Annotated in this window: 23 protein-coding genes; 13 read left to right on the plus strand and 10 right to left on the minus strand. The window is 73.4% G+C overall.

The features are described 5' to 3' along the window. The first annotated feature begins 368 nt into the window (after positions 1-368). A complete protein-coding gene (locus ACZ42X_RS05155; RefSeq protein WP_468284464.1) occupies positions 369-953 on the plus strand; it encodes a suppressor of fused domain protein in 585 nt (194 codons plus the stop codon). Positions 954-959: 6 nt separating this feature from the next. On the opposite strand, the gene ACZ42X_RS05160 is transcribed toward ACZ42X_RS05155, so the two are convergent. Further along, positions 960-2,195, minus strand: coding sequence for an MFS transporter (locus ACZ42X_RS05160; RefSeq protein WP_468284467.1), 1,236 nt, complete (start codon positions 2,193-2,195; stop codon positions 960-962). A 162-nt stretch (positions 2,196-2,357) separates the two neighbouring features. Here ACZ42X_RS05160 and ACZ42X_RS05165 point away from each other — a divergent pair, with 162 nt between their 5' ends. The 3 genes from ACZ42X_RS05165 (at position 2,358) to ACZ42X_RS05175 (ending at position 4,667) form a co-directional block, all read left to right on the plus strand. Beyond that, a complete protein-coding gene (locus ACZ42X_RS05165) occupies positions 2,358-2,993 on the plus strand; it encodes a DUF6758 family protein (RefSeq protein WP_468284469.1) in 636 nt (211 codons plus the stop codon). Between the two features lie 75 nt (positions 2,994-3,068). Continuing rightward, entirely contained in the window at positions 3,069-3,935 is an 867-nt protein-coding gene (locus ACZ42X_RS05170; protein ID WP_468284471.1) for a PHP domain-containing protein, read from the plus strand. Positions 3,936-4,061: 126 nt separating this feature from the next. Next, on the plus strand, positions 4,062-4,667 hold the full coding sequence (locus tag ACZ42X_RS05175; protein ID WP_468284473.1) for a MarC family protein: 606 nt from the start codon (positions 4,062-4,064) through the stop codon (positions 4,665-4,667). Between the two features lie 83 nt (positions 4,668-4,750). Here the strand turns inward: ACZ42X_RS05175 and ACZ42X_RS05180 are convergent, their stop codons facing one another. Further along, on the minus strand, positions 4,751-4,903 hold the full coding sequence (locus tag ACZ42X_RS05180; protein ID WP_361419566.1) for a hypothetical protein: 153 nt from the start codon (positions 4,901-4,903) through the stop codon (positions 4,751-4,753). A 132-nt stretch (positions 4,904-5,035) separates the two neighbouring features. Here ACZ42X_RS05180 and ACZ42X_RS05185 point away from each other — a divergent pair, with 132 nt between their 5' ends. Then, positions 5,036-5,959, plus strand: a complete 924-nt coding sequence (locus tag ACZ42X_RS05185; RefSeq protein ID WP_468284476.1) for an NYN domain-containing protein — start codon at positions 5,036-5,038, stop codon at positions 5,957-5,959. On the opposite strand, the gene ACZ42X_RS05190 is transcribed toward ACZ42X_RS05185, so the two are convergent. Further along, the gene (locus ACZ42X_RS05190; protein WP_468284478.1) at positions 5,944-6,849 is read right to left on the minus strand and encodes an alpha/beta fold hydrolase; all 906 of its coding nucleotides are present in this window, start codon (positions 6,847-6,849) and stop codon (positions 5,944-5,946) included. The two genes, ACZ42X_RS05185 and ACZ42X_RS05190, sit on opposite strands and share 16 nt — an antisense overlap. A gap of 103 nt (positions 6,850-6,952) precedes the next feature. Continuing rightward, on the minus strand, positions 6,953-9,013 hold the full coding sequence (locus tag ACZ42X_RS05195; protein ID WP_468284480.1) for a DEAD/DEAH box helicase: 2,061 nt from the start codon (positions 9,011-9,013) through the stop codon (positions 6,953-6,955). Between the two features lie 529 nt (positions 9,014-9,542). Between ACZ42X_RS05195 and ACZ42X_RS05200 the strand changes: the two genes are divergently transcribed. Then, complete coding sequence (locus tag ACZ42X_RS05200; protein WP_468284482.1) at positions 9,543-10,310, plus strand: ferritin-like fold-containing protein; 768 nt, start codon at positions 9,543-9,545, stop codon at positions 10,308-10,310. Positions 10,311-10,387: 77 nt separating this feature from the next. On the opposite strand, the gene ACZ42X_RS05205 is transcribed toward ACZ42X_RS05200, so the two are convergent. From ACZ42X_RS05205 to ACZ42X_RS05220, 4 genes are all read right to left on the minus strand, one after another. Continuing rightward, positions 10,388-10,654, minus strand: coding sequence for a hypothetical protein (locus ACZ42X_RS05205; RefSeq protein ID WP_468284484.1), 267 nt, complete (start codon positions 10,652-10,654; stop codon positions 10,388-10,390). Positions 10,655-10,854: 200 nt separating this feature from the next. Beyond that, the gene (locus tag ACZ42X_RS05210; RefSeq protein WP_361419554.1) at positions 10,855-11,082 is read right to left on the minus strand and encodes a DUF3107 domain-containing protein; all 228 of its coding nucleotides are present in this window, start codon (positions 11,080-11,082) and stop codon (positions 10,855-10,857) included. Positions 11,083-11,204: 122 nt separating this feature from the next. Beyond that, on the minus strand, positions 11,205-11,846 hold the full coding sequence (locus ACZ42X_RS05215) for a TetR/AcrR family transcriptional regulator (RefSeq protein ID WP_355364199.1): 642 nt from the start codon (positions 11,844-11,846) through the stop codon (positions 11,205-11,207). A 186-nt stretch (positions 11,847-12,032) separates the two neighbouring features. Next, positions 12,033-12,260, minus strand: coding sequence for a hypothetical protein (locus ACZ42X_RS05220; RefSeq protein WP_468284487.1), 228 nt, complete (start codon positions 12,258-12,260; stop codon positions 12,033-12,035). Positions 12,261-12,402: 142 nt separating this feature from the next. Between ACZ42X_RS05220 and ACZ42X_RS05225 the strand changes: the two genes are divergently transcribed. From ACZ42X_RS05225 to moeZ, 7 genes are all read left to right on the plus strand, one after another. Next, the gene (locus ACZ42X_RS05225) at positions 12,403-13,398 is read left to right on the plus strand and encodes an alpha/beta fold hydrolase (RefSeq protein ID WP_468284489.1); all 996 of its coding nucleotides are present in this window, start codon (positions 12,403-12,405) and stop codon (positions 13,396-13,398) included. An 8-nt stretch (positions 13,399-13,406) separates the two neighbouring features. After that, positions 13,407-14,795, plus strand: coding sequence for a DUF3152 domain-containing protein (locus tag ACZ42X_RS05230; protein ID WP_468284491.1), 1,389 nt, complete (start codon positions 13,407-13,409; stop codon positions 14,793-14,795). A 204-nt stretch (positions 14,796-14,999) separates the two neighbouring features. Further along, positions 15,000-16,694, plus strand: coding sequence for a DUF3492 domain-containing protein (locus ACZ42X_RS05235; protein ID WP_468285588.1), 1,695 nt, complete (start codon positions 15,000-15,002; stop codon positions 16,692-16,694). Next, positions 16,687-17,865 (plus strand): hypothetical protein, encoded by a 1,179-nt coding sequence (locus ACZ42X_RS05240; protein ID WP_468284493.1) that lies wholly within the window; start codon positions 16,687-16,689, stop codon positions 17,863-17,865. The genes ACZ42X_RS05235 and ACZ42X_RS05240 overlap by 8 nt, the downstream gene beginning before the upstream one ends. 153 nt (positions 17,866-18,018) lie before the next feature. Beyond that, on the plus strand, positions 18,019-19,020 hold the full coding sequence (locus ACZ42X_RS05245; RefSeq protein WP_468284495.1) for an NAD-dependent epimerase/dehydratase family protein: 1,002 nt from the start codon (positions 18,019-18,021) through the stop codon (positions 19,018-19,020). Positions 19,021-19,124: 104 nt separating this feature from the next. Next, the gene (locus ACZ42X_RS05250; protein WP_468285591.1) at positions 19,125-19,901 is read left to right on the plus strand and encodes a spherulation-specific family 4 protein; all 777 of its coding nucleotides are present in this window, start codon (positions 19,125-19,127) and stop codon (positions 19,899-19,901) included. 62 nt (positions 19,902-19,963) lie between these two features. After that, entirely contained in the window at positions 19,964-21,142 is a 1,179-nt protein-coding gene (gene moeZ / locus ACZ42X_RS05255; protein ID WP_355362658.1) for an adenylyltransferase/sulfurtransferase MoeZ, read from the plus strand. A gap of 117 nt (positions 21,143-21,259) precedes the next feature. Here the strand turns inward: moeZ and ACZ42X_RS05260 are convergent, their stop codons facing one another. Together ACZ42X_RS05260 and ACZ42X_RS05265 are read right to left on the minus strand one after the other, a co-directional pair. Then, positions 21,260-22,825, minus strand: coding sequence for an alpha/beta hydrolase (locus ACZ42X_RS05260; protein WP_468284498.1), 1,566 nt, complete (start codon positions 22,823-22,825; stop codon positions 21,260-21,262). Positions 22,826-22,914: 89 nt separating this feature from the next. Continuing rightward, on the minus strand, positions 22,915-24,483 hold the full coding sequence (locus ACZ42X_RS05265) for an alpha/beta hydrolase (RefSeq protein ID WP_468284500.1): 1,569 nt from the start codon (positions 24,481-24,483) through the stop codon (positions 22,915-22,917). Between the last annotated feature and the right edge of the window lie 44 nt (positions 24,484-24,527).

Below are 24,527 nucleotides of genomic sequence, written 5' to 3' on the forward strand. Positions count from 1 at the left end.
CGTCATGACGTCCGCAAAGCGGGCGGCACCGCGGTGTGCTCGCGGTGACGGCGTTCGCTACAGACAGGCAAAAAAGGGTGTGCTCTTCCGTCGTGCGCGTCGCCGTGTGTGGAGTGGCTGGTGTGCCTCAGCTCACAGAGCGGAAGCCCAGGAAGCCGGGCAGCGGGCGGAAGAACCGTTGGTACTGCACGATCGACTTCGATCCACCGCAGCCCCACCTCCTCCGGCCGGTCCCCCGTGGGGGACGACGTGTCGTCGGGGCTGGAAAGCAGGCTCGGCCTGCTGCCCCGACCAGCGGCCAAGACTATCAGCCGACTGACGGTCAATCCCTTACTTTGCCCATTCCATACGCGCTTTATGCTCGGCGGATGGAAGAAGTTCTTGCACTGGTCGAGGCCCGGCTGCGCACCGCCCTCGGTGAACCGGACGCGCGCGCCGCCGTGACGTTCCTCGGGACAGACCGCATCGAAGTGCTGCGCTTCACCGAGGGCGATGTGGTGCGGTACGCCACCCTCGGCATGTCGGCCCAGCCCATGACCGACCCCACGGCCGCGCTCGCCGACCCGGTCAAGGGCCCGCGCGCGGAGCTTCTCCTCACGGTACGGGCGGGGATCGCCGACACCGGCAAGGTGCTGCGCCCGCTGGCGGTGCTGGCAGCCTCGCCGCAGGTCGAAGGCGTGGTCGTGGCGCCGGGGGCGTCCCTGGACCTCGGTGAACCGCTGTGGCCCGGCGCGCCGTTCAGCTCCGTGCTGGTCGCGGAGTCCGGCGGTCTGGTCGAGGACCTGGAGCTGGACGAGCCGAGGGACCCGGTGCGGTTCCTGCCGCTGCTGCCGATGACGCCCAACGAGGCGGCGTGGAAGCGGGTGCACGGCGCGCAGGCGCTCCAGGAGCGGTGGCTCAACGCCGGTACGGACCTGCGCGATCCGCTGCGCAGGTCCGTAACCCTGGACTGACGTACGTCAGTTGGCGAAGGCGGGCGCGGGCCGCGCCTCCAGCTGCTCCTCGGCCTCGTGGGCCAGCGCCCGCCGCCGTACGAGCACGATGCCCGCGCCGATCAGCGCCGCCGCACCCGCCACCAGGAACGGCAGATGGACGTCGCTCCACTCCTCCAGCTTGGGGGCGAAGTACGGGGCGGCGGCCGCCGCGAACCAGCGCACGAAGTTGTAGCCGGCGCTCGCCACCGGGCGCGGGGCGTCCGACACACCGAGGGCCAACTCGGTGAAGACGGTGTTGTTCACGCCGATGAAGGCGCCGGACAGGATCGTGCACACGACGGCCGTGGTGTGGTCGCCGTACCCGAGCACGACGACGTCGGCGGCGAGCAGCACGAGCGAGCCGCCGAGCACCTTCAGTGACCCGAACCGCTCCTGGAGGCGCGGCGCGACCAGCACGGAGAAGACCGCGAGCAGCACGCCCCAGGCGAAGAAGACCGCGCCGGACCGGTACGGCGTCATGTCCAGCACGAACGGCGTGAAGGCCAGGACCGTGAAGAAGGCGTAGTTGTAGAAGAACGACGCCGCGGCGGCGGAGGCGAGCCCTCCGTGCCCGAGCGCCCGTAGCGGGTCGAGCAGGGCCGTCTTGCGCGCGGGCTTCGGCTGCTCCTTCAGGAACGCGGCGATGCACAGGAAGCCGATCGCCATCAACGCGGCGGTGCCGAAGAACGGGTAGCGCCAGCTCGCGTCGCCGAGGGCCGCGCCGAGCAGCGGTCCGCACGCCATGCCGAGGCCGAGCGCCGACTCGTACAGCAGGATCGCCGCCGCGCTGCCGCCGGCCGCCGCGCCGACGATCACGGCGAGCGAGGTCGAGACGAAGAGCGCGTTGCCGAGTCCCCAGCCCGCCCGGAAGCCGACGAGCTCGCCGACCGAGCCGGAGGTGCCCGAGAGGGCGGCGAAGACGATCACCAGCGTGAGGCCGGCGAGGAGCGTCCGGCGGCCGCCGATGCGGCTGGAGACGAAGCCGGTGATCAGCATCGCGACGGCGGTGATCAGGAAGTACGAGGTGAAGAGCAGGGAGACCTGGCTGGGCGTGGCCCGCAGGCCCTGCGCGATGGACGGCAGGATCGGGTCCACCAGCCCGATGCCCATGAAGGCGACGACGGACGCGCCGGCGGTGGCCCACACCGCCCTCGGCTGGCGCAGGATGCCGCGCCCGCCCTGTGCGCCCGCGTCGAGGGGGTCGGGTGCCTGAGCCGTCATGCGGGGGTGTCCTCTCCCGAGTCAGAGATGAGTGCTCTATGCACACAATAAATTAGAGAGGCTAATGGATGCAAATTACATGTACTTTTCCTGGGCCGGATGGCACACCGGAAGAGTGATCGTCCTTGACGCGGCGACGGCCGGGTAGGACCGTTGAACGCTATGAGGGGCGAACCCAGTTGCCCGAAGTGCGGAGGCCGGGTCCGGGCGCCCGGTCTCTTCTCCGACTCCTGGCAGTGCGCCGTGCACGGCCCCGTGCACCCGCTGCAGCCCGTGCTGCCACCCAGCGTCGAGGCGCTCGGCGTCGTGACGCACCGCGCGAGAGTCCCCGTCTGGATGCCCTGGCCCCTGCCGCTCGGCTGGCTCTTCACCGGAGTCGCGTACGCCGGTGACGACCGCAGCGGCGGGCGCGCCACCGCCGTCGCCTGCTCGGGCCCCGGCCCGCTCGGCGGCGTCGGCGAGCTGCTGCTGATCGCCGAGGAGCTCGGCGTCGGCCTCGGCGCGCGGTACGCGGGCATCGACGGCCCCGACCCCGGCCCGCACATCTGCGGCGACAAACCCCCGCAGACCAAGGTGCTCGCGGCCGGCCGCCCCACACCGCTGTGGCACGTCACCGACGCGCCCGAGGACCGCGCGGTCTTCGCGGGCGAGGCGCGCGGGCTGTGGCTGTGGGCGATCGCCTGGCCGGAGCATTCCGGGATGCTGCTGTACGACGAACTCGTCCTGACCGACGTCCGCGAGTCGGGCGCCGAGGTCGAGCTCCTGCCGTGCGGCGCGCTGACGCCACGCCTGCTCTGACGTGCGGAACGCGGCTTCCGGGGCGGTTATCCTGGGGTATCCCCTGTCCGTCACCGAGCCCCGGAGTCACGCGTCGTGCGCATCGACCTGCACACCCACTCCACGGCTTCGGACGGTACGGACACCCCCGCCGAGCTGGTGCGCGCCGCCGCCGCGGCCGGGCTCGACGTCGTCGCGCTGACCGATCACGACACCACGCGCGGCTACGCGGAGGCCCTCGCGGCGACCCCCGAGGGGCTCACCCTCGTCACCGGCGCCGAGCTCTCCTGCCGCATCGACGGCGTCGGCGTCCACATGCTGGCGTACCTCTTCGACCCGGACGAGCCCGAGCTGGCCCGCGAGCGCGAGCTCGTGCGCGACGACCGTGTGCCGCGCGCCCGGGCGATGGTCGGCAAGCTCCAGGAGCTGGGCGTGCCGGTCACCTGGGAGCGCGTCGCGGCCATCGCCGGCGACGGCTCCGTGGGCCGCCCGCACATAGCCGAGGCGCTCGTCGAGCTCGGTGTCGTCGGCTCCGTCTCGGACGCCTTCACGCCCGAGTGGCTCGCCGACGGCGGCCGGGCGTACGTCGAGAAGCACGAGCTCGACCCGTACACCGCCATCCGCCTCGTCAAGGCGGCCGGCGGCGTCACCGTCTTCGCGCACCCGCTCGCCGTCAAGCGCGGCCGCACCGTGCCCGAGGCGGTCCTCGCCGACCTCGCGGCGTACGGCCTCGACGGCATCGAGGTCGACCACATGGACCACGACGAGCCGACACGCGCGCGGCTGCGCGGCCTCGCCGGGGACCTCGGACTGCTGACCACCGGCTCCAGCGACTACCACGGCAGCCGCAAGACCTGCCGGCTCGGCGAGTACACCACCGACCCGGAGATCTACGGCGAGATCACCCGGCGCGCCACCGGCGCGTTCCCGGTGCCGGGCACCGGGGGACCCTCCCCGGCGTAGCTCTGGGGGAGGACGCCCGTAACGACCCCGCATGGCGGGCGGCCCGGGCGTTCCTCCGCTGCCCGTGAACCGCGACGCCCTCCCCCGCCCTTTTTTGTTCGCACCTCTTCCCGCAAGGCCCACACTGTGTTCGACGCTGCCGTCTTCGGCTCCCTCTTCCTCACCCTGTTCGTCATCATGGATCCCCCCGGGATCACCCCGATCTTCCTGGCCCTGACCTCCGGCCGCCCCGCCAAGACGCAGCGGCGCATGGCCTGGCAGGCGGTCGCCGTCGCCTTCGGCGTGATCACCGTCTTCGGCATCCTCGGCCAGCAGATCCTGGACTACCTGCACGTCTCCGTTCCCGCGCTGATGATCGCGGGCGGGCTGCTCCTGCTGCTCATCGCGCTCGACCTGCTCACCGGCAAGACGGACGAGCCGAAGCAGACGAAGGACGTCAACGTCGCCCTCGTCCCGCTCGGCATGCCCCTGCTCGCCGGCCCCGGCGCGATCGTGTCCGTCATCCTGGCCGTGCAGCACGCGGACGGGGTGGGGGAGCAGATCTCGGTCTGGGGCGCGATCGCCGCCATGCACATCGTGCTGTGGCTGACCATGCGCTACTCGCTGGTGATCATCCGGGTGATCAAGGACGGCGGTGTGGTGCTGGTGACGCGGCTCGCCGGCATGATGCTCTCCGCCATCGCGGTGCAGCAGATCATCAACGGCGTGATGCAGACGATCCAGGCCGCGTGACGCGGCGGTTCGCGCACGACCGCGCCCCCGCTCGGAGTCGTTCCGTGCGGGGGCGCGGCGGTGTGTGGGCGATGCCCAGGCGCTTACGACGCCGTGGTCTCAGCCGGGCGGATGTAGATGCGCTGGCCGATAGCGGCGGCCTGCTGCACCATCCTGTTGACGGAGGCGGCGTCCACGACGGTGCTGTCCACGGCGGTGCCGTCGACATCGTCGAGTCGCATGATCTCAAAGCGCACGGGCTTCTCCCTTCGTCGTGTTCCATACGGGTGCAACGACCTGCGTACCTTAAACATTCCCTACGCTAAGGAAATTTTTTACGTGTCTAACTACTGGCGGGGTGTCAGCCGCCGACGGACAATGAAGCCGGTATGAACGAAGCCGCCGTGAACGACCCCACCGCGAACGAAGCCGCCGAGCTGTCCCGTCGCCTGGAGCGCACCAATGAGCTCCTCCAGCGCATGCTCGTCGAGGTGGCGAAGACGCCCTCGACGCATGCCATCTTCGTCGACGCCGGTTACGTCTATGCTTCGGCCGGATTGCTGGTGGCGGGCACCGAGGACCGGCGCGCCTTCGACCTCGACGCCGAGGGCCTGATCGAGGCCTTCATCGACAAGGCCCGCACGATCTTCGCCGACAGCCGGCTGCTGCGCGTGTACTGGTACGACGGCGCCAGGCGCCGCATCCACACGCCCGAGCAGCAGGCCATCGCCGAACTGCCCGACGTCAAGGTCCGGCTCGGCAACCTCAACGCCAACAACCAGCAGAAGGGCGTCGACTCCCTCATCCGCTCCGACCTGGAGTCCCTCGCCCGCCACCGCGCCATCAGCGACGCGGCGCTCGTCGGCGGCGACGAGGACCTGGTCTCGGCGGTCGAGGCGGCCCAGGGCTACGGCGCGCGGGTGCACCTGTGGGGCATCGAGGCGGCGGACGGGCGCAACCAGGCCGAGCCGCTGCTGTGGGAGGTCGACAGCCGGCGCGCCTTCGACCTGGACTTCTGCCGCCCGTACGTCACGCGCCGCCCGGTCACGACGTACGAGAACGAGGGCGAGCCGCCGCCGTCGCGCGACGAGGTGCGCTTCCTCGGCGCCCGGATCGCGGAGACGTGGCTCGCGGAGCGGGGCCCGGTCACCATGGCCGAGCTGCTGCCGAGCCACCCGTACCTGCCCGGGCCCGTGGACCAGGACCTCCTGATGGAGGCCGAACGGCTGCTGAGCCGTTCGCTGCGCGGGCACGCCGTGCTGCGGCGGGCGCTGCGGGACGGCTTCTGGCAGCAGCTTCAGTCGCGGTTCTGAAGCCCCTGCCGCCGAGGCCGCCGGGCGTCCCAGAAGCGCGCGACGGCCGCCGCGGTCTCCGCCGGCCGGTCGGTGTTCGGCGAGTGCGCGGCGCCCTCGATGACCGTGCGGTGGGCGCCGAGGCGCTCCGCCATGGCGTCGAGCAGCGGGACGGGCCAGGTGTCGTCGGTCTCGCCGGACACCACGTGCAGGGGGAGGGCCTGGCGTACGGCGGCGAGCTCGTGGACCCGGTCCGGTTCCACGGTCAGCTGGCGGCCCGTCACCAGCAGCTGGACCGGGTGGTGCCGCAGCCAGCGCTGCCGCAGGTCCTCGCGGGTGCTGCGCAGGTACTCGGCCTCCTCCGGCGGGTCGAGCGCACGCATGGCCTCCCAGACCTGGCCCATGGTCATGACGCGCAGCGCGTCACCGAGCAGCTTGATCTTCTGCTGCTGGGCGGGCGCGACCTCGGCGGGGCCGGACGACATGAGGGTGAGCGTGGCGAAGGGCGCGGCGTCGAGGAGGACGGCGGCGCGGGCGATCTGGCCGCCGAGCGAGTGCCCGAGGAGATGGACCGGCCCGCTGCCGCCGTCGTTACCGAGCGCTTCGGCCTGCGCGATCGCGTCGCGTGCCAACTCCACCTGCGCGTAGGCCTGTTCGGTTTCCGGTCCCTCGGTCTCGTACTGACCCCGGCCGTCCACGGCGACGGTCCGGTAGCCCGCGTCGGCGAGCGGCTGGAGCATCGCGATGAAGTCCTCCTTGCTGCCGGTGTACCCGGGCAGCAGCAGGGCGGTGCCCCTCACCGCGACGCCCTCGGCGGGGCGTGCGTCGAGGACGGCGAAGCCGCCGCGCGCGGTCCGCAGACGGGAGGCGCGGGCGCAGGGGGGTGGCGTGAAGGTGGGCGGCCGGCTCATGCCCCGAGGCTACCGGTGGGGCGGGAAAGCCCCGCACAAGGCGATGGCCCCCGCGCCTCCGGGAGGAGAACGCGGGGGCCATCGCAGCCGGGTCGCTCAGCACTCAGCTTTCGGGCTGGGCGGCGACGGCCTTCTTGCGCGTGCGGCGGGGCTTGGCCTCGGCGGCGGGTGCCTCCGCGGTCTCGGCGGCGGGCTCGGCCTTCTTGCGCGTGCGGCGGGGCTTGGCCTCGGCCGGGGCTTCGGCTTCCGCGGCCTCCACGACCGGCTCGGCCTTCTTGCGCGTACGACGCGGCTTCGGTTCGACCGGAGCCTCGGCGGCGGGTGCCTCCGCGGTCTCGGCGGCGGGCTCGGCGTTCTTGCGCGTACGGCGGGGCTTGGCCTCGGCCGGGGCTTCGGCTTCCGCGGCCTCCACGACCGGCTCCGCCTTCTTGCGCGTACGACGCGGCTTCGGCTCGACCGGAGCCTCGGCGGCAGGGGCCTCGGCCACCTCGGCGGGCGCCGCCGCGGCCTCGGCCACCGGCTCCGCCTTCTTGCGCGTGCGGCGGCGCGGCTTCGCCGGCTCCTCCGCGACGGGCTCCGCGGCAGGCTGGGCGACGGGCTCGGCCACCGGAGCGGCCTCGGTCGCCTGAGCCACCGGAGCGGCGGCCTGGGGCTCCGCGGCCACCGGCGTCACCGGGGCCGTCTCCGACGCCGCGCCCACGCGGGTGCGCCGACGGCGGCGAAGGGTGCGGGGCGCGTCCGAGGCGGGAGCCTCCTCCACCGCGGTCGCGGCGGCGGTCACCGCGGCGTCCGCGGCCACCGGGGCGCCGCTGCGCGTGCGGCGGCGCTGGCGCGGGGTGCGCGTCCGCGCCGGAGCCTCGTCCTCGGAACGCTCCGAACGGTCCGAGCGCTCCGAACGGTCCGAGCGGCCCGAACGCTCCGGGCGTTCGGAACGCGACGAGCGCGACGTACGAGGCGAACGGCCGCGGCCGCCCGGCTCGCCCAGGTCCTCCAGCTCCTCCGCGTCCAGACCCGCACGGGTCCGCTCGGCGCGCGGCAGGACGCCCTTGGTGCCCTCGGGGATGTCCATGTCCGCGTACAGGTGCGGGGACGTCGAGTACGTCTCGACCGGGTCGTGGAAGTCCAGGCCCAGCGCCTTGTTGATCAGCTGCCAGCGCGGGATGTCGTCCCAGTCGACCAGCGTGACGGCGATGCCCTTGCGGCCCGCGCGGCCGGTGCGGCCCACGCGGTGGAGGAAGGTCTTCTCGTCCTCGGGCGACTGGTAGTTGATCACGTGCGTGACGCCGTCGACGTCGATGCCGCGGGCCGCGACGTCGGTGCAGACGAGGACGTCGACCTTGCCGTTGCGGAACGCGCGCAGCGCCTGCTCGCGCGCGCCCTGGCCGAGGTCGCCGTGGACCGCGCCGGACGCGAAGCCGCGACGCTCCAGCTGCTCGGCGATGTCGGCGGCCGTCCGCTTCGTACGGCAGAAGATCATCGCGAGTCCGCGGCCGTTGGCCTGGAGGATGCGCGAGACCATCTCGGGCTTGTCCATGGAGTGCGCGCGGTACACGTACTGCGCGATGTTCGCCACGGTCGCGCCCTCGTCGTCCGGCGCGGTGGCGCGGATGTGCGTGGGCTGCGACATGTAGCGGCGGGCCAGGCCGATGACCGCGCCCGGCATGGTCGCCGAGAACAGCATGGTCTGGCGCTTCGCCGGAAGCATGTTGATGATCTTCTCGACGTCGGGCAGGAAGCCCAGGTCGAGCATCTCGTCGGCCTCGTCGAGGACGAGGGCCTTGACCTTGGACAGGTCCAGCTTGCGCTGGCCGGCCAGGTCGAGCAGGCGGCCGGGGGTGCCGACGATGACGTCGACGCCCTTCTTCAGCGCCTCGACCTGGGGCTCGTACGCGCGGCCGCCGTAGATCGCGAGGACCCGGACGTTACGGACCTTGCCGGCGGTGAGCAGGTCGTTGGTGACCTGGGTGCACAGCTCGCGGGTCGGGACGACCACGAGGGCCTGCGGGGCGTCGGTCAGCTGCCCGGGCGTGGCCCGGCCCGCCTCGACGTCCGCGGGGACGGTGACCCGCTCCAGCAGCGGCAGGCCGAAGCCGAGCGTCTTGCCGGTGCCGGTCTTGGCCTGGCCGATGACGTCGGTGCCGGAGAGCGCGACCGGGAGGGTCATCTCCTGGATGGGGAACGGCGTCGTGATGCCGACGGCTTCGAGCGCCTCGGCGGTCTCGGGGAGGATCCCGAGCTCTCGGAAAGTCGTAGTCAGGGTGCTGCCTCTTCTGTGAGACGCGGTACGAGGCGAACGCTGGGGGTCTTACCGTGCCAGTTACGGCCGGCCGCAGGCCGTCAAGGCCGCAGTCGGGTGGCGCGGGACCACTGCCGTCGCTCGAGCGTCATACCGCTGAGGGGCCCCTCAAGTGGCGCACCAGGCGCCCCGAGGGCTGTCGGGTCGGAGCCGATCGGGCCACCGACCGGGCATCCTCATTCATGAGATGGCCCGCCGAGTATGTGTACGAAGACGACTGAATACTCAGCAGGCGCAATATCACTGTACCCCGGATTCGCGCATCTGTGTTGGGCCAATTCATAACGAGGGGCAGGTCACACTCCACGGCGTCGGAGCCCGCGCCGCCGCAGCGTCGCGCCGGGCGTGCGCCGGGCTCGCCCGTGCGGGCGCCGACGGGCGGGCTATTGTGCCGTTCATGGAGACGCCTGACAACGCCACCGCTTCCGCCCCCGCCGGAGAACCGGCCGGAGAACCGACCGAAGAACCGACCGGGATCGCCGCCCTCGACTGGGCCGGCGCCTCCGCCGAGCCCCAGTACCGCGCGGCGGTCGTGGACCTGCTCGGCGCGCTCGCCTACGGCGAGCTGGCGGCCTTCGAGCGGCTCGCCGAGGACGCGAAGCTGGCGCCGACGCTCGCCGACAAGGCGGAGCTGGCGAAGATGGCGTCCGCGGAGTTCCACCACTTCGAGCGGCTGCGGGACCGGCTGACCGCGATCGACGTGGACCCGACATCCGCGATGGAGCCGTTCGCGAGGGCGCTGGACGAGTTCCACCGCCAGACGGCGCCCTCCGACTGGCTGGAGGGCCTGGTCAAGGCGTACGTGGGCGACTCGATCGCCAGCGACTTCTACCGCGAGGTCGCCGCCCGCCTGGACTCCGACACGCGCGCGCTGGTGCTGGCGGTGCTGGACGACACCGGGCACGGCAACTTCGCCGTGGAGAAGGTGCGCGCCGCGATCGAGGCCGACCCGCGCGTGGGCGGCCGGCTCGCGCTGTGGGCGCGCCGTCTGATGGGCGAGGCCCTGTCGCAGGCCCAGCGGGTGGTCGCGGAGCGCGACGCGCTGTCGACGATGCTGGTGGGCGGGGTCGCGGACGGCTTCGACCTGGCGGCGGTCGGCGAGATGTTCTCCCGGATCACCAAGGCGCACACCAAGCGGATGGCAGCGCTGGGCCTCGCGGCCTGACGCCCGCCCTGGCGCCCAGCCCCGGCGCCCGCTCTCGGCGCCGCCGGGCTTACGCCACCAGCCTTATGCCGCCCGCCTTACGTCGCCGCCGAGCGGCGCAGTCGGCGGGTCGGCCGCAGCAGCAGTGACAGGACGACCGCGTCCACGGCGAGGGCACCCAGCAGGGTGCCCAGCACGAAGCCCGGACCGAGCGCCGCGTGGGTGATGAGCGCGCCGAACAGCCCGCCCAGGGCGCCGGCGATCAGTACCGCGCGGCGCGGCGGAAGCCGGTCGGCCAGCCGCTGGAGGGCAGCCCAGGAGAGTGCGAGTCCGAGCACGACGGAGCCGAGAGCTTCCACGAGCACAACTGATCACCTCGCGGTGGGGCGGGGCGGGCAAAACGGTCGTAGGCCGTACTACCCGATCAGTGACCGAAACAACCCTGGTCGAGCCGACCGGACCGCCGACCCGGTCATCGACCGGAGCCAGGGCATGAGGAAGGCCCGACGGATGCGACCGCATCCGCCGGGCCTTCCTCGTACCGGTCCCGTGGGCCCCGTACGTCTCAGAGCGCGCCGAAACCCACCCGGCGCGCCGCCGGCTCGCCGATCTCCACGTAGGCGATACGGTCCGCCGGCACCAGTACCCTGCGGCCCTTGTCGTCCGTCAGGCTGAGCAGCTGCGCCTTGCCCGCCAGCGCGTCGGCCACCGCGGCCTCGACGTCCGCGGCCGACTGCCCGCACTCCAGAACGATCTCCCGGGGCGCGTGCAGCACGCCGATCTTGACCTCCACGGCTATGTCCCTCCGAACGGTCAGCGTTGCGCGGTTCGCCGCGCCGTACGCAGCACACATTAGCCCGGAGAGGGGACCCGGCAGCCGTCAGTCGAACACGCCAACAGCGAACACGGCCGGTGTCAGTGCGACTCCGAGCCGTGCAGTGGGAAGCCCGCGATGCCGCGCCAGGCCAGCGAGGTCAGCAGCTGCACCGCCCGCTCGCGCGGAATCGACGACTCGCTGGACAGCCAGTACCGCGCGACCACCTGGGACACGCCGCCGAGCCCGACGGCCAGCAGCATCGACTCGTCCTTGGACAGGCCGGTGTCCTCGGCGATGACGTCCGAGATCGCCTCGGCGCACTGGAGGCTGACCCGCTCGACGCGCTCGCGCACGGCCGGCTCGTTGGTCAGGTCGGACTCGAAGACCAGGCGGAACGCGCCGCCCTCGTCCTCCACGTACGCGAAGTACGCGTCCATCGTCGCGGCGACGCGCAGCTTGTTCTCGGTCGTCGAGGCGAGCGCCGTACGGACCGCCTGCAGCAGCGACTCGCAGTGCTGGTCCAGCAGTGCCAGGTACAGGTCCAGCTTTCCGGGGAAGTGCTGGTACAGCACCGGCTTGCTGACCCCGGCGCGCTCCGCGATGTCGTCCATCGCGGCCGCGTGGTACCCCTGGGCGACGAAGACCTCCTGGGCCGCGCCCAGAAGCTGGTTGCGTCGGGCACGGCGCGGCAGGCGTGTACCCCTCGGGCGCGCCGCCTCTGTCTGCTCGATGGCTGTCACGCCGCCTCCCAAAATCGATCCATGTGGCGCTGTGCGCCACGCCCGCCATCGTACTTTTGGGTAACCCGGCTGTGCGCGGTGCGAGCGCAGAATTTCACGTACCGGACGCCCGTGGTAGCTCCCTGGTGCCAGCAGATTCAACTTTTAACGACGTCAAACAGGCCAAAACCACTGCTGGTCGGCCGCTCAGCGGTAGTCGTCCTCGTCGAGGTCCACCACCCGCGTCTGCTCGGCGGCGTCGGCCGGGTTCACGAGCGCCGGGTCGATGCGGGTGAGCGGATCGTCCTCGCGCGGCCGCAGCTCCGTGTGCTGTTCGGCGGCGTCCGCCTCCGGGGTCTCTTCGGTGAACCCGCCGGTCGCGGTCTCGTCGGCGGTCTCGTCGAAGGTCTCGAAGTCGGTCGGGTCGACGGTCATGGGCTCCCTTTCACGTGGACGGGCGGGGGCCTGGGCGAAATGCCCCGTCTCTACGAGCCTAGGAGGTACCCGTGGACGGCGCTATGCGATCTGTGACGGCCGACACAGCAATCGTTGCGTGATCGTCTCGTAACATTGCCGCATGTCTTCGACCGAGCTGCCGGAAACCCCTGCCGCCGCCGCAGCGGCACCGCGGGTGAGTACCGTGCGGGTCGCGGAGGGCGAGCGGCTGCGCACGGTGGCGCTGCCGGGACTGACCCTGACCGTACGCGCGCGGCCCGCCGCCCGCGCCGGACTGCCGCCCGCGCTGTACGTGCACGGGCTCGGCGGCTCCTCGCAGAACTGGTCCGCACTGATGCCGCTCCTCGCCGACCGCGTGGACGGCGAGGCGGTCGACCTGCCCGGCTTCGGCGACTCGCCGCCGCCCGACGACGGCAACTACTCGGTGACCGCGCACGCCCGCGCCGTCATCCGGCTCCTCGACGCCGCCGACCGGGGACCGGTCCACCTCATCGCCAATTCGCTCGGCGGCGCCGTCTCCACCCGCGTCGCGGCCGTCCGCCCCGACCTCGTCCGCACCCTGACGCTCGTCTCGCCCGCGCTGCCGGAGCTCCGCCCGCAGCGCGGCGCCTGGCCGACGGCGCTGCTCGCGCTGCCGGGCGTCTCGACGCTGTTCTCCCGGCTGACCAGGGACTGGACGGCCGAGCAGCGCGTCCGGGGCGTGATGTCCCTCTGTTACGGGGACCCCGGTCGCGTCACCGACGAGGGCTTCCGCAACGCCGTGGAGGAGATGGAGCGGCGCCTCGCCCTCCCCTACTTCTGGGACGCCATGGCGCGCTCGGCGCGCGGCATCGTCGACGCGTACACCGTGGGCGGCCAGCACAACCTGTGGCGGCAGGCGGAGCGGGTGCTCGCGCCGACGCTGCTGGTGTACGGCGGGCGCGACCAGCTGGTCTCGTTCCGCATGGCGCGCCGGGCCGCGGCCGCCTTCCGCGACGCGCGGTTGCTGACGCTTCCGGACGCCGGACACGTCGCGATGATGGAGTATCCGGAGACGGTCGCGAAGGCCGTACGGGAACTGATCGACGAGAGCGACGCCCCTGGCGGTGGCGGTGGCGACGACGACGGCGGGAGCTGATCCAGGGCGTGGGACGACATAGTCGCAAGGGCTCCTCCGCCGCCTCCGCTTCCGCCTCCGCCGTGCCGGCCGGGAGCGAGGGCGCACCCGCCCCGGCGGAGCGGCCCGCACAAGCCCCCGGGGCCGCACACGCTCCCGGGGCCGCACCCGCTCCTGGTGCCGTACCCGGGCCCGGAACCGGAAGGCGCCGCAAGGGCGCCGCGCCCGCGTCTCCGGCCTCTCCCGCCTCCCCGCCGCCCTGGCCGTACGAGGCGCCGGGGGCGTACGAGCCGCCGCGGGCGTACGCCGACGAGCGGCACCAGGCCCCGCACGCGCGCGGCGGCCATCCCGAGCACCCGCACCAGGAGCAGCCCGCACGGTACGGCGACTGGCAGGGCGTACCCCGTTCGACGCCGGGACCCCGGAGCGGCGTGGGTGCCGGGGCGCGGATACCGGGACCGCGGCGCGAGTTCGTGGAGGCGTTCGACCAGGGCCGGGGCGAGGACGCCCGGCGGACGGACCAGGGGGAGGAGCGGCCCGAGGAGGCGTCGGCCGCCGTCCCCAAGGAGGGCAGGTCCGGCAAGGGCCGCACCGTCACCGGCATCGCGGCCGCCGCGGTCACCACGGTCCTCGCGGTCGTCGTGGCCGGCCAGGTCACCGGCACCGGACCGGACCTCTCCGCCAACCGGCCGGCGGGCGAGGCCGCCCAGCGCGACGTCGATGGCTCGGCCGCCCGCTCCGACCGTTCCGACCGCGCCGACGGCCGTGCCGTGCCGTCCGAGGCCGGCCGGGCGGAGCAGCCGGCCGCGCCCGCGACGTACGAACAGCTCATGACCCGGCAGTTCCCGATGGACCCGGCGCTGAAGGGGGCCGGGGCGTTCGAGGTCGTCCCCGGGTTCGACAAGGCGCCCGGGCGGGGCGAGAAGGTGCGCTACCGCGTCGACGTGGAGAAGGGGCTCGGGCTCGACGCGCGGCTGTTCGCCGAGGCGGTCCACAAGACCCTGAACGACGACCGCAGCTGGGCGCACGGCGGCGCCATGGCGTTCGAGCGGGTGTCGAGCGGTGAGGCGCGGTTCGTCGTCACCCTCGCGAGCCCCGGCACGACCGGCGTCTGGTGCGCCAAGTCCGGCCTCGACACGACGATCGACAACGTCTCGTGCGACTCCGCCGCCACCGAACGCGTGATGATCAACGCGTTCCGCTGGGCGCAGGGCTCCGAGACGTACGGCGCCGACGCCATGTACGCGTACCGGCAGATGCTGATCAACCACGAGGTCGGGCACCGCCTCGGGCACAACCACGTCACGTGCCGCACGCCGGGCGCGCTCGCGCCGGTCATGCAGCAGCAGACCAAGTCGCTGGAGATCGACGGCGTGAAGTGCCGGCCCAACCCCTGGGTCTACCCCGGCGACTCCTGACGGACCCCCTCACCGTGTGTGAGGGGGCTGCCCCGTAGCGCGATCAAACGCGTCACGTACGGGAAAGTTACGTGCATTCACCCCTTCCGGTGGCGCGATGGACAACCGTCCGTCGCGCCATCGGCATATCCGCTTACGTTCGTCCGAGCCGCGCGCCGCCGGGCTGAACGGCGGCCGTACTCAAGGGAGATCGGGGGTGTGCTCGTGCGGATCGGACTGCTGGCCGAGGGCGGGTACCCGTATGCGTCACACGAGGGCGGGCTCTGGTGCGACCGGCTCGTGCGCGGGCTCGCGCAGCACGTCGTCGACGTCTACGCGCTCAGCCGCAGCGCCCGCCAGGAGGACGGCGGTTGGGTCTCCCTCCCGCCGCAGGTCGCGCGGGTGCGGACGGCGGCCCTGTGGGAGCCCGCGGTGGACGGCCGCCGCCCCGGACGGCACGCCCGCCGCCGGTTCGCCGCGCACATCGGGCAGCTTGCGCAGGCGGTGTGCGGCACCCGGGAGGACGCGGGCGGCTCCTTCGCCGAAGGGCTGTACGGGCTCGCGGAGCTGGCGCGCGAGAGCGGCGGCCTCGCCCCGGCGCTGCGCTCCGAGACCGCCCTGCGCGCCCTGGAGTCGGCGTGCCGCGCGCCCGGCGCACGCCGGGGCCTGCACGGCGTCACCGTGACCGAACTCCTCGCCGTCACCGACCGGCTGGAGCGCGCCCTGCGCCCCCTGTCGCTCGACTGGTACGGCGAGGAGGACGGCCTCGGCGCCGTCGACCTGTGCCACGCCACGTCGGCGGGGCGGCCCGCGCTGGCCGGGCTGATGGCCAAACGCTTCTTCGGGGTCCCGCTGCTGGTCACGGAGTACGGCGTACAGCTGCGCGCGCACTACCTCGCCGGTGCCGACGCCCGCCTGAGCGCTCCCGTACGCACCCTGCTCGCCTCCTTCCACCGCCTCCACGCCGCCGAGGTGTACCGGCAGGCCGCCGTCATCACCCCCGGCACCACGCACGCCCGCCGCTGGCAGGAGCGGTGCGGCGCCGACCGCGCCAAGCTGCGCACGGTGTACGCGGGCATCGACGCCGAACCCTTCGCGGCGGTCGGCGAGGCGGCGGACACCGTGGACCCCGGTGTCGCGCGCACGCTGGTGTGGGTGGGGCGCGTCGAACCCGCCAAGGACCTGATCACGCTGCTGCACGCCTTCGCCCGGGTGCGCGAGCAGGAGCCCGACGCGCGGCTCCGGGTGATCACCGAACCCGGGCGCGGGCGGAACTCCGCGGCGTACCTCGCCCACTGCGAGGCCCTGGCGGCACGGCTCATCCCCTCCGGTGCCGCCGGTCCCTCCGGTGCCGCCGGTCCCTCCGGCGTTTCCGGTTCCTCCGGCCCGTCCGGCGCGCCGGTGCTGTTCGAGCGGCGGTCCGGCGGTCCGGCGCAGGCGTACGCGGCGGGTGGTGTGAGCGTCCTGTCGAGCGCCGCCGAGGGCTTTCCGGCCGGGCTCGTCGAGGCCATGCTCTGCGGCCGGGCGACGGTCTCCACGGACGTGGGCGCGGTCGTCGAGGTCATCGGAGGCACCGGACTGGTCGTCCCCCCGCGCAACGCGCCGGCGCTCGCCGACGCCTGCCTCGCCCTGTTGCGCGACCCCGAGCGCCGCGCGCGCCTGGGCGCCGCCGCACGGGCCCGGGCGCTCGAACTGTTCACCGCCGAGCAGAACGTGGCGGCATTTCGCGGCATTTACCTGGAGCTGCTGTCACACACCCCGGCGCGCCGCACCACCGAGGCGGTGAACGCCGCCGGTGACCCCGTGCCCTTCGCCCTCCCGGCCGAGGACTTCCTCCAGGGCACCTCGAACGGGCGCCCCGGCACCCCCGGGTGGGTCGGGCGCCCCGTCGGCGCACACGCGGGAGGCGGCCGTGGCTGACCCCGTCAGGACGCTGCTGCTCCGCCACCGGAAGCTCTGCGAGCGCGCCGTCGACCCGCTGGACATCGCCGCGGGCCTGGAGGCGTACGGCATCACCGACCGCACCGCCGCCCGCTTCCGGCACCGTGACGTCTTCTCGCTGGCCGAGGAGCTGTACGCGCGCGTGCCCCGCCCTGCCGAAGGTGCCGCCGGGCCTCCTGCCCCTGCCTCTGCCCCTGCAGTTTCTGTTCCTGTTCCTGTTCCTGTCCCTGTCCTTGGGTCCGAGGCGTCTTGGCGGCGGTACGCGTGGGTGCTGCTCGCGCTGCTCCCCGGCGCCGTCTGCGCGGCCGCGCTGGCGGGCGCCGCCGTGACGGACGGCGCGGTGCGCACCGCCGTCGGCGTGGCCGGGGCCGTCGGCGCCGCCGCGGCGCTCGCCGGGTGCCTGCGGCGCGGGCCGCTGAGGCCGCGCGCCCGGCGCACGGTCCCCGGCCTGCGCGCGTGGCCGGGCCTGCTGCTGCTCGCGTACGCCGCGTACGGCGACGGCCTGCTCGCCGCGCTCCTCCGCGGCGGCCCGGACGAGCCGTGGCCCCCGGCCCCGGCACCGCTGGTGGGCCTGGCGTTCGCGGTGGCGCCCGCCGCCTGGTGCGCGCGGTTCTTCGCCGTACGGGCGCGGCGCCGGCTCGCGGCCGGCCGGTCCCTGCGTGACGTCGCCGCTGCCGTACGCCCGCACCTCGCCCTCGTCGTCGTGCTGTACGCGGTGGCGCTGGCGGCACTGCTGACGGCCGCGGGCGCGGCCGTGGCGGCGGCCTGGCCGGCGGGCTCCGACTTCTCCGGTGGCGGCGTGGGCGGTGGCCTGGGCGGCTGGGGCGCCTTCGGCGGCGTCAGCGGCTTCCTGGCCGCCGTCGCCCTCGGGGTCCTGCTCTTCGCCGCCCGGCTGCTCACCGTCCACGGCTTCCCCGAGCCCGCCGCCGCCGGGCTGCTCGGCGCCTGCGCCGCCGAGGCGCTCGCACCGGCCTCCCTGCTCGCCGGACGTCTGCCCGGCTGCGACGTCCTCGCCCGGCCCGTCGAGGCCGCGGTCGTGGCCTGGGGGACCGGAGCCGTACCGGCGCTCGCCTGCGGCGTGGCGGCGCTGGCCCTGCTGGCGCGTGCCGCGGCCGTCCTCGGCCGGGCCTCCGCCCACGCGGTGCCCTGACCCCCACGGCGCCCGCCGTCGCCGTGCCCGCTCGCGGAGCCGACACCGTACGGGCGCGGCGTACAGCCCCACCCCGTCACACCACCTCTAGGAGAGAACAGACATGACACCCCGAACCCCGGCAACGGCCGGTCGGCACGAAGGGGCCGCGCGATGAGGGTGCTTCTGCTCGGTGCCAACGGATTCATCGGGCGCTTCGTCGCCGACCGGCTGCTCGCCGACCCGGCCGTGCACCTGACCGCCCTCGGGCGCGGCGACGACGCCGACGTGCGCTTCGACCTCGCCGGCGGCAGCCCCGGCGCGCTCACCCGGTTCCTGGACGCCGTCCACCCCGGGGTGGTGATCAACTGCGCCGGTACCACCCGCGGCGGGGCGCGCGACCTGATCCGGCACAACACCGTGGCCGTCGCCACCGTCTGCGAGGCGCTGCGCCGCAGCGGTTGCGGGGCCCGCCTGGTGCAGGTCGGCTGCGCGTCCGAGTACGGGCCCTCGCAGCCCGGCTCCTCCACCGCCGAGGACGCGGTGCCGCGCCCCGGCGGGCCGTACGGCGTGTCCAAGCTGGCCGCCACCGAGCTGGTCCTCGGCTCCGGCCTGGACGCCGTCGTCCTGCGGGTCTTCTCGCCCGTCGGGCCCGGCACCCCGGCCGCGTCGCCGCTCGGCCGGCTCGCGGAGGCGATGCGCCGCGCCATGCAGGCCGGCGACGGCGAGCTGAAGCTGGGCGGGCTCGGCGCGCAGCGCGACTTCGTCGACGTACGGGACGTGGCGCGGGCCGTGCACGCCGCGTCCCTCTCCGCCGCGCAGGGCATCGTCAACATCGGCACGGGCCGTGCCGTACGGCTCCGGGACGCGGCCGCCGTCCTCGCGCGCGTCGCCGGTTACGCGGGCTCCCTGCACGAGCTGGACGCCCCGCCGGGACGCCCCTCCCTCGGCGGGCCCCTCGGCGGCCCCGTCGGCGGACCGGTCATCGGCGCCCAGCGCGGCGAAAGCCTGCCGGACCACCTGGCGTCCGCCCCGCCGTACCCGTATCCCGACGGGTGCGGCAGCTGGCAGCAGGCGGACGTCCGCACGGCGCGGGACCGGCTCGGCTGGCGGCCCCGCATCAACCTGGAGGAGTCCCTCGCCGACATCTGGATGGAGGCGGCATGCCGCATCTGACCGGGACGGGCGCCTGGCTGCGGGGCGCGACACGGGGTACGGCGGCGCAGGGCGCGGCGCCAGGCACCGCGCAGGACATGATCCAAGGCACCGCCGCGCAGGGCATGCTCCAAGGCACCGCGCAGGGCACGGCGCACGGCACGGCCCTCTCCGCGACCGGGCCGGACCGGCTTGGCCTCGGCGTGCCCGGCTACGCGCACCCGCTGGTCGCCCCCGCCGAATGGGCCGCGCTGACCCGCCCGGGCACGCCGCTGCACTGGGCCGTCCTCGACGTCGCGGGCGGCCCCGGGACCCGCCCCGACCCGCACTGCCTGGAGGCGGCGGGCCGACTGCGCAACGCCGGCGTGACGGTGCTCGGGCACCTGGACCTGTGCCACGGAGCCCGGCCCTTCGAGGAGGTCGTCTCCGACGCCCAGCGGTACGTCGACTGGTACCGGGTGGACGGCTTCCTGCTGGACCGCTGTCCCGCGGACCGGGCGCACCTCGCCGACGTCCGGCGTACGGCGGGCACGCTGGAGGTGCTCCTGGACCACGCCGACGGCGGGCACCTGGTGCTGGGCCACGGCGGCCCCTCCCACCCCGGGTACGCGCGGATCGCCGGCCAGCTGGTGACCTTCTCCGGGTCCTGGGCGGATTACCGCTGGTCGCAGGCGGCGGAGTGGACGGCGGACCATCCGCCCGAACGGTTCGTGCACCTCGTCCACGGGGTGCCGCGCACCCATCTCGACGAGGCGCTGCGCATCGCCCGCTGGCAGGGCGCCGGGACGATCTTCTTCACCGACCAGGCGGAAGACCGGGTCGGACAAACCAGTCCATTCGCGGCGCTGCCCGGCTACTGGGACGAAATCGTCTCGCGTATCGGACCGGGTGTCTCGGAATGAGGAGGGCCGTGGCAGTGTTACGGGGAGAACAACCGTACTGACTACCGACCAACGGAGTCCCCGTGTCGCTGCCACCCCTGGTCGAGCCGGCTGCCGAGCTCACCGTAGACGAGGTCCGCAGGTACTCCCGCCACCTGATCATCCCTGATGTCGGGATGGACGGGCAGAAGCGGCTGAAGAACGCCAAGGTGCTCTGTGTGGGCGCGGGCGGCCTCGGCTCGCCCGCCCTGATGTACCTGGCCGCGGCCGGCGTGGGCACGCTCGGCATCGTGGAGTTCGACGAGGTCGACGAGTCGAACCTGCAGCGCCAGATCATCCACAGCCAGTCCGACATCGGCCGCTCCAAGGCCGCGTCCGCGCGGGACAGCGTCCTCGGCATCAACCCGTACGTGAACGTGATCCTTCACGAGGAGCGGCTCGAAGCCGACAACGTGATGGACATCTTCAGCCAGTACGACCTGATCGTCGACGGCACGGACAACTTCGCCACGCGCTACCTGGTCAACGACGCCTGCGTGCTGCTCAACAAGCCGTACGTCTGGGGCTCGATCTACCGCTTCGACGGCCAGGCGTCGGTCTTCTGGTCCGAGTACGGACCCTGCTACCGCTGCCTCTACCCGGAGCCCCCGCCGCCGGGCATGGTCCCCTCCTGCGCCGAGGGCGGCGTGCTGGGCGTGCTGTGCGCGTCCATCGGCTCCATCCAGGTCACCGAGGCGATCAAGGTCCTGGCCGGCGTGGGTGACCCGCTGGTCGGCCGCCTGATGATCTACGACGCCCTGGAGATGCAGTACCGCCAGGTCAAGGTCCGCAAGGACCCGAACTGCGCGGTCTGCGGCGAGAACCCGACCGTCACCGAGCTCATCGACTACGAGGCCTTCTGCGGCGTCGTGTCCGAGGAGGCCCAGGAGGCGGCGCTCGGCTCGACGATCACTCCCAAGCAGCTCAAGGAGTGGATCGACGAGGGCGAGAACATCGACATCATCGACGTCCGCGAGCAGAACGAGTACGAGATCGTCTCGATCCCCGGTGCCCGGCTGATCCCGAAGAACGAGTTCCTGATGGGCAGCGCCCTCCAGGATTTGCCGCAGGACAAGAAGATCGTCTTGCATTGCAAGACGGGTGTCCGCAGTGCGGAAGTCCTCGCGGTGCTGAAGTCGGCGGGCTTCGCGGACGCGGTGCACGTCGGCGGCGGCGTCATCGGCTGGGTCAACCAGATCGAGCCGGAGAAGCCGGTCTACTGACCGAGCCGGTCTTCTGACCGGACAAGGCGGTCCACCGGACCGTCGTTCGCTTCATGCGTTCGCTTCACACGCCGAGGGGCCGGATCCGGGGCTGGATCCGGCCCCTCCGCGTGCGCGTCACGCCGAGCAGGTCGTGCCGTTCGCCGGCACCTTGCCGTCCAGCAGGTAGTCGTCCACCGTCCCGGTCACGCAGGACGACGAACCGTACGCCCCGTGCCCCTCGCCCTTGTTGGTGACGAGGACGCCGACGCCCGCGCCGAGCTCGGCCGCCATCCTCTGCGCCCCCTCGTACGGCGTGGCCGGGTCGCCCGTGGTGCCCACCACGAGGATCGGTCCCGCGCCCGGCGCGCTCGCCGCGGAGTGCGCGGCCTCGCCCTTCACCGGCCAGTCCGCACACCAGCCGGCCAGGTCCCACGCCAGGAAGTCGCCGAAGACCGGGGATATCCGCCGGAACTCCGGCAGCAGCGCCTTCACCTCGTCGGTCGTCGGCCGCCGGTTGCTGTCGGCGCAGGAGATCACCCGCTGGGAGTGGGCCTGGGTGCTGTAGTGCCCGCTGCCGTCGCGGTTGTTGTACCAGTCGGCGAGCTCCAGCAGCTTGTCACCGGTGCCGTCCTGTTCGGCCTCCTCCAGCGCGCCCGTCAACTGCGGCCACAGGCTCTCCGCGTACAGCGCCTGCGCGATGCCGGTCAGCGCCAGGCTGTCGGTGACCTGCCGGCCGCTGCTCGTCGGCAGCGGCTCCCGGTCGAGCCGCTGCAGCAGCCCGGCCACGCGCGCGGTGCCCGCCTTCGCGCTCTCGCCGGTCGAGGCGAGGTAGCTGTCCAGCGCCCGCTGGAACCCGGTGGTCTGATGGCGGGCGTGCGCCACGGAGTCGGCCGTCGGGTCGACGACGGCGTCCAGCACCGTCCTGCCGACGTTCTTCGGGAACAGGTGCGCGTAGGTGCCGCCGAGCTGCGTGCCGTACGAGATGCCGAAGTAGTTCAGCTTCCGGTCGCCCAGCACGTGCCGCAGGAGGTCCAGGTCCCGGGCGGTGTTGGAGGTCGTCAGATGGGGGATCAGCCTGCCGTTGCGGGCGGCGCAGTCCTTGCCGAAGTCGGCGCCGTCCCGGAGGAACGCGGCCGTCTCGGCCTCGGTGTCCGGTGTGAGGTCGACGCTCGCCTCGGCGGCGGCCAGCTCCTTGTCGTCCCGGCACCGCACGCCCGCGCTGCCCGCGACCCCGCGCGGGTCGAAACCGACCAGGTCGTACCGTGCGTTGAGCTTGCGGTACTGGTCGGCGAACTGGGGCAGCAGCTCCACGCCGGAGGCGCCCGGGCCACCGAAGTTGAACAGCAGCGAGCCGATGCGCCGGTCCTTGTCCCTCGCCTCCTGGCGTATCAGCGCGACGTTGATCGTCTCGCCCTCCGGATGCTTGTAGTCCAGCGGGACCTTGACGGTCGCGCACCGCCACTCCCCGCCGGGCCGCTCGCCGCCCTCGGGCGCGGCACACGCGCGCCACTCCGGCCGCTGCCCGGTGAGCGCGGCGGGCAGCGTGGCCGCCTGCCCGGTCGGGGCCTGCCGCTCGGGTGCCGGCCGCTCGCCGCCGCCACCCGAGGTGCCCGAACCCGCCCCGGAGCTGCAGCCCGCCGCCGCCCCGGCGAGCAGCACGGCGGCCGCGGCCAGGGCCCCTGCTCGTACCCGCATGGACATGTGTCCCCCAAACGTGTGCACTGGAGCGCCCATCGTAGGCCCGGCCACTGACAGTGACGACGCCGAGCGGTCTCCGTCCCCGCCCCCTCCTACGGGCAGACCGTCCCCGAGCGCGGGACCTTGCCGTCCAGCAGGTAGTCGTTCACCGTCCTGCGTACGCACGCGTCGCCGGTGCTGTAGGCGCCGTGCCCCTCGCCCCGGTACGTCACCTCGATCCCGACGCCCTTGCCGAGCGCCTCCGCCATCCTCTTGGCGCCCCCGTACGGCGTCGCCGGGTCGCCGGTGTTGCCGATGACGAGGATGGGCGCCGCGCCCTTCGCGCCGACGTCCGGGTGGTCCCAGGTGCCGGGCACGGGCCAGCCGGAGCAGCCGCCCAGGCGCCAGCCGAGGAAGGTGCCGAAGAGCGGGGACGCCTCCCGGAACTCGGGCAGCTTCTTCTTGGTGTCCTCCAGCGAGAAGCGGGCCTTGTCGTCGACGCAGTTGATGGCGGTGTTCGCCGCCTGGAGGTTGTTGTAGTTGCCGTTCTGGTCGCGCCCGTTCATGGAGTCCGACAGGGCGAGGAGCAACGCGCCCTGGCCGCCGTCCGCCTCGTCGATGCCCTGCTCCAGATACGGCCAGAACTCCTTGGAGTACAGCGCCTGCACGATGCCGTTGGCCGCGTGGGTCTGGGTGAGCTTGCGGTCGCCCATCCCGGCGACGGGCTTCTCGTCGAGCCGGGCGAGCAGGTCCGCGACGAACCTCTCGATCTCCTCGACGCTGCCACCGGGCAGCTTGCACGCCTCGCCGCGCTTCACACAGTCGGCCGCGAAGTTGCGGAACGCCAGCTCGAACCCCTTCGCCTGGGCGACCGACCCCTGCTCGGTGGTCCCGGAGGGGTCGACGACGGCGTCGAAGACGGCGCGCCCGATCCGTTCCGGGAACTGGTGGGCGTAGACGCCGCCCAGTTCGGTGCCGTACGAGATGCCGAAGTAGTGCAGCTTGTCGTCGCCCAGCACCGCCCTGATCAGGTCCAGGTCGCGGGCGGCGTTCACGGTGCCGACGTGGGGCAGCAGGTGGCCGGAGTTCTCCTCGCAGGCGGCCGCGAAGTCCTTCAGGGCCTTCTCGTACGCCTCCTCCTCCCGGGCGTCGTCCGGTGACGCGTCCAGGGCGAAGAACGCGTCGAGCTCCCGGTCGTCCTGGCACTCCACGCCCTCGCTGCGGCCGACCCCGCGCGGATCGAAGCTGACCAGGTCGTACCGGGTGCGCAGCTCCTCGAAGTTCTTCGCGGAGGAGGGCAGGGCGGTGATGCCGGAGCCACCCGGCCCGCCGAAGTTGAAGATCAGCGAGCCGATCCGCCGGGCCGGATCGGTGGCCCTGGCCCGGATCAGGGCCAGCTCGATCGTGTCGCCCTCCACGTCCTCGTAGTCCAGCGGCGCGTCCATGAAGGCGCACTCCCACCGCGCGCCCCCCGGCAGCGGGGAGGGGGCCGTTCCACTGCCCTCCTCGACGGACGGGGCACGGCACGGGGACCATTCCAGCTCCTGGGCCGCCAGGTCCGTGGGCCGGTCCGGGGCCCCGCCGTCCCCGCCGTCGGAGCAGCCGGCGGCGAGCAGGACGGCGGCGGCGGTCGCCACGGCGAGCGCGGCGGTACGCCGGTGGGCGCGGGTGGGCGTCGGCATGCCTCCATGCTGCGCCGGTGCCCGGCCCGCCGCCCGCGACGGCG

This window comes from Streptomyces sp. NPDC030862 (assembly GCF_055571835.1).

What these genes read in the sequence shown, in the direction of transcription:
- ACZ42X_RS05225 (WP_468284489.1), top strand. Translation starts at nt 12,403, where the DNA reads ATGTCTTCGACCGAGCTGCCGGAAACCCCTGCCGCCGCCGCAGCGGCA.
- ACZ42X_RS05260 (WP_468284498.1), bottom strand. Translation starts at nt 22,825, where the DNA reads ATGTCCATGCGGGTACGAGCAGGGGCCCTGGCCGCGGCCGCCGTGCTG.
- ACZ42X_RS05160 (WP_468284467.1), bottom strand. Translation starts at nt 2,195, where the DNA reads ATGACGGCTCAGGCACCCGACCCCCTCGACGCGGGCGCACAGGGCGGG.
- ACZ42X_RS05165 (WP_468284469.1), top strand. Translation starts at nt 2,358, where the DNA reads ATGAGGGGCGAACCCAGTTGCCCGAAGTGCGGAGGCCGGGTCCGGGCG.
- ACZ42X_RS05250 (WP_468285591.1), top strand. Translation starts at nt 19,125, where the DNA reads ATGCTCCAAGGCACCGCGCAGGGCACGGCGCACGGCACGGCCCTCTCC.
- ACZ42X_RS05155 (WP_468284464.1), top strand. Translation starts at nt 369, where the DNA reads ATGGAAGAAGTTCTTGCACTGGTCGAGGCCCGGCTGCGCACCGCCCTC.
- ACZ42X_RS05200 (WP_468284482.1), top strand. Translation starts at nt 9,543, where the DNA reads ATGGAGACGCCTGACAACGCCACCGCTTCCGCCCCCGCCGGAGAACCG.
- ACZ42X_RS05220 (WP_468284487.1), bottom strand. Translation starts at nt 12,260, where the DNA reads ATGACCGTCGACCCGACCGACTTCGAGACCTTCGACGAGACCGCCGAC.
- ACZ42X_RS05190 (WP_468284478.1), bottom strand. Translation starts at nt 6,849, where the DNA reads ATGAGCCGGCCGCCCACCTTCACGCCACCCCCCTGCGCCCGCGCCTCC.
- ACZ42X_RS05195 (WP_468284480.1), bottom strand. Translation starts at nt 9,013, where the DNA reads ATGACCCTCCCGGTCGCGCTCTCCGGCACCGACGTCATCGGCCAGGCC.
- ACZ42X_RS05265 (WP_468284500.1), bottom strand. Translation starts at nt 24,483, where the DNA reads ATGCCGACGCCCACCCGCGCCCACCGGCGTACCGCCGCGCTCGCCGTG.
- ACZ42X_RS05245 (WP_468284495.1), top strand. Translation starts at nt 18,019, where the DNA reads ATGAGGGTGCTTCTGCTCGGTGCCAACGGATTCATCGGGCGCTTCGTC.
- ACZ42X_RS05185 (WP_468284476.1), top strand. Translation starts at nt 5,036, where the DNA reads ATGAACGAAGCCGCCGTGAACGACCCCACCGCGAACGAAGCCGCCGAG.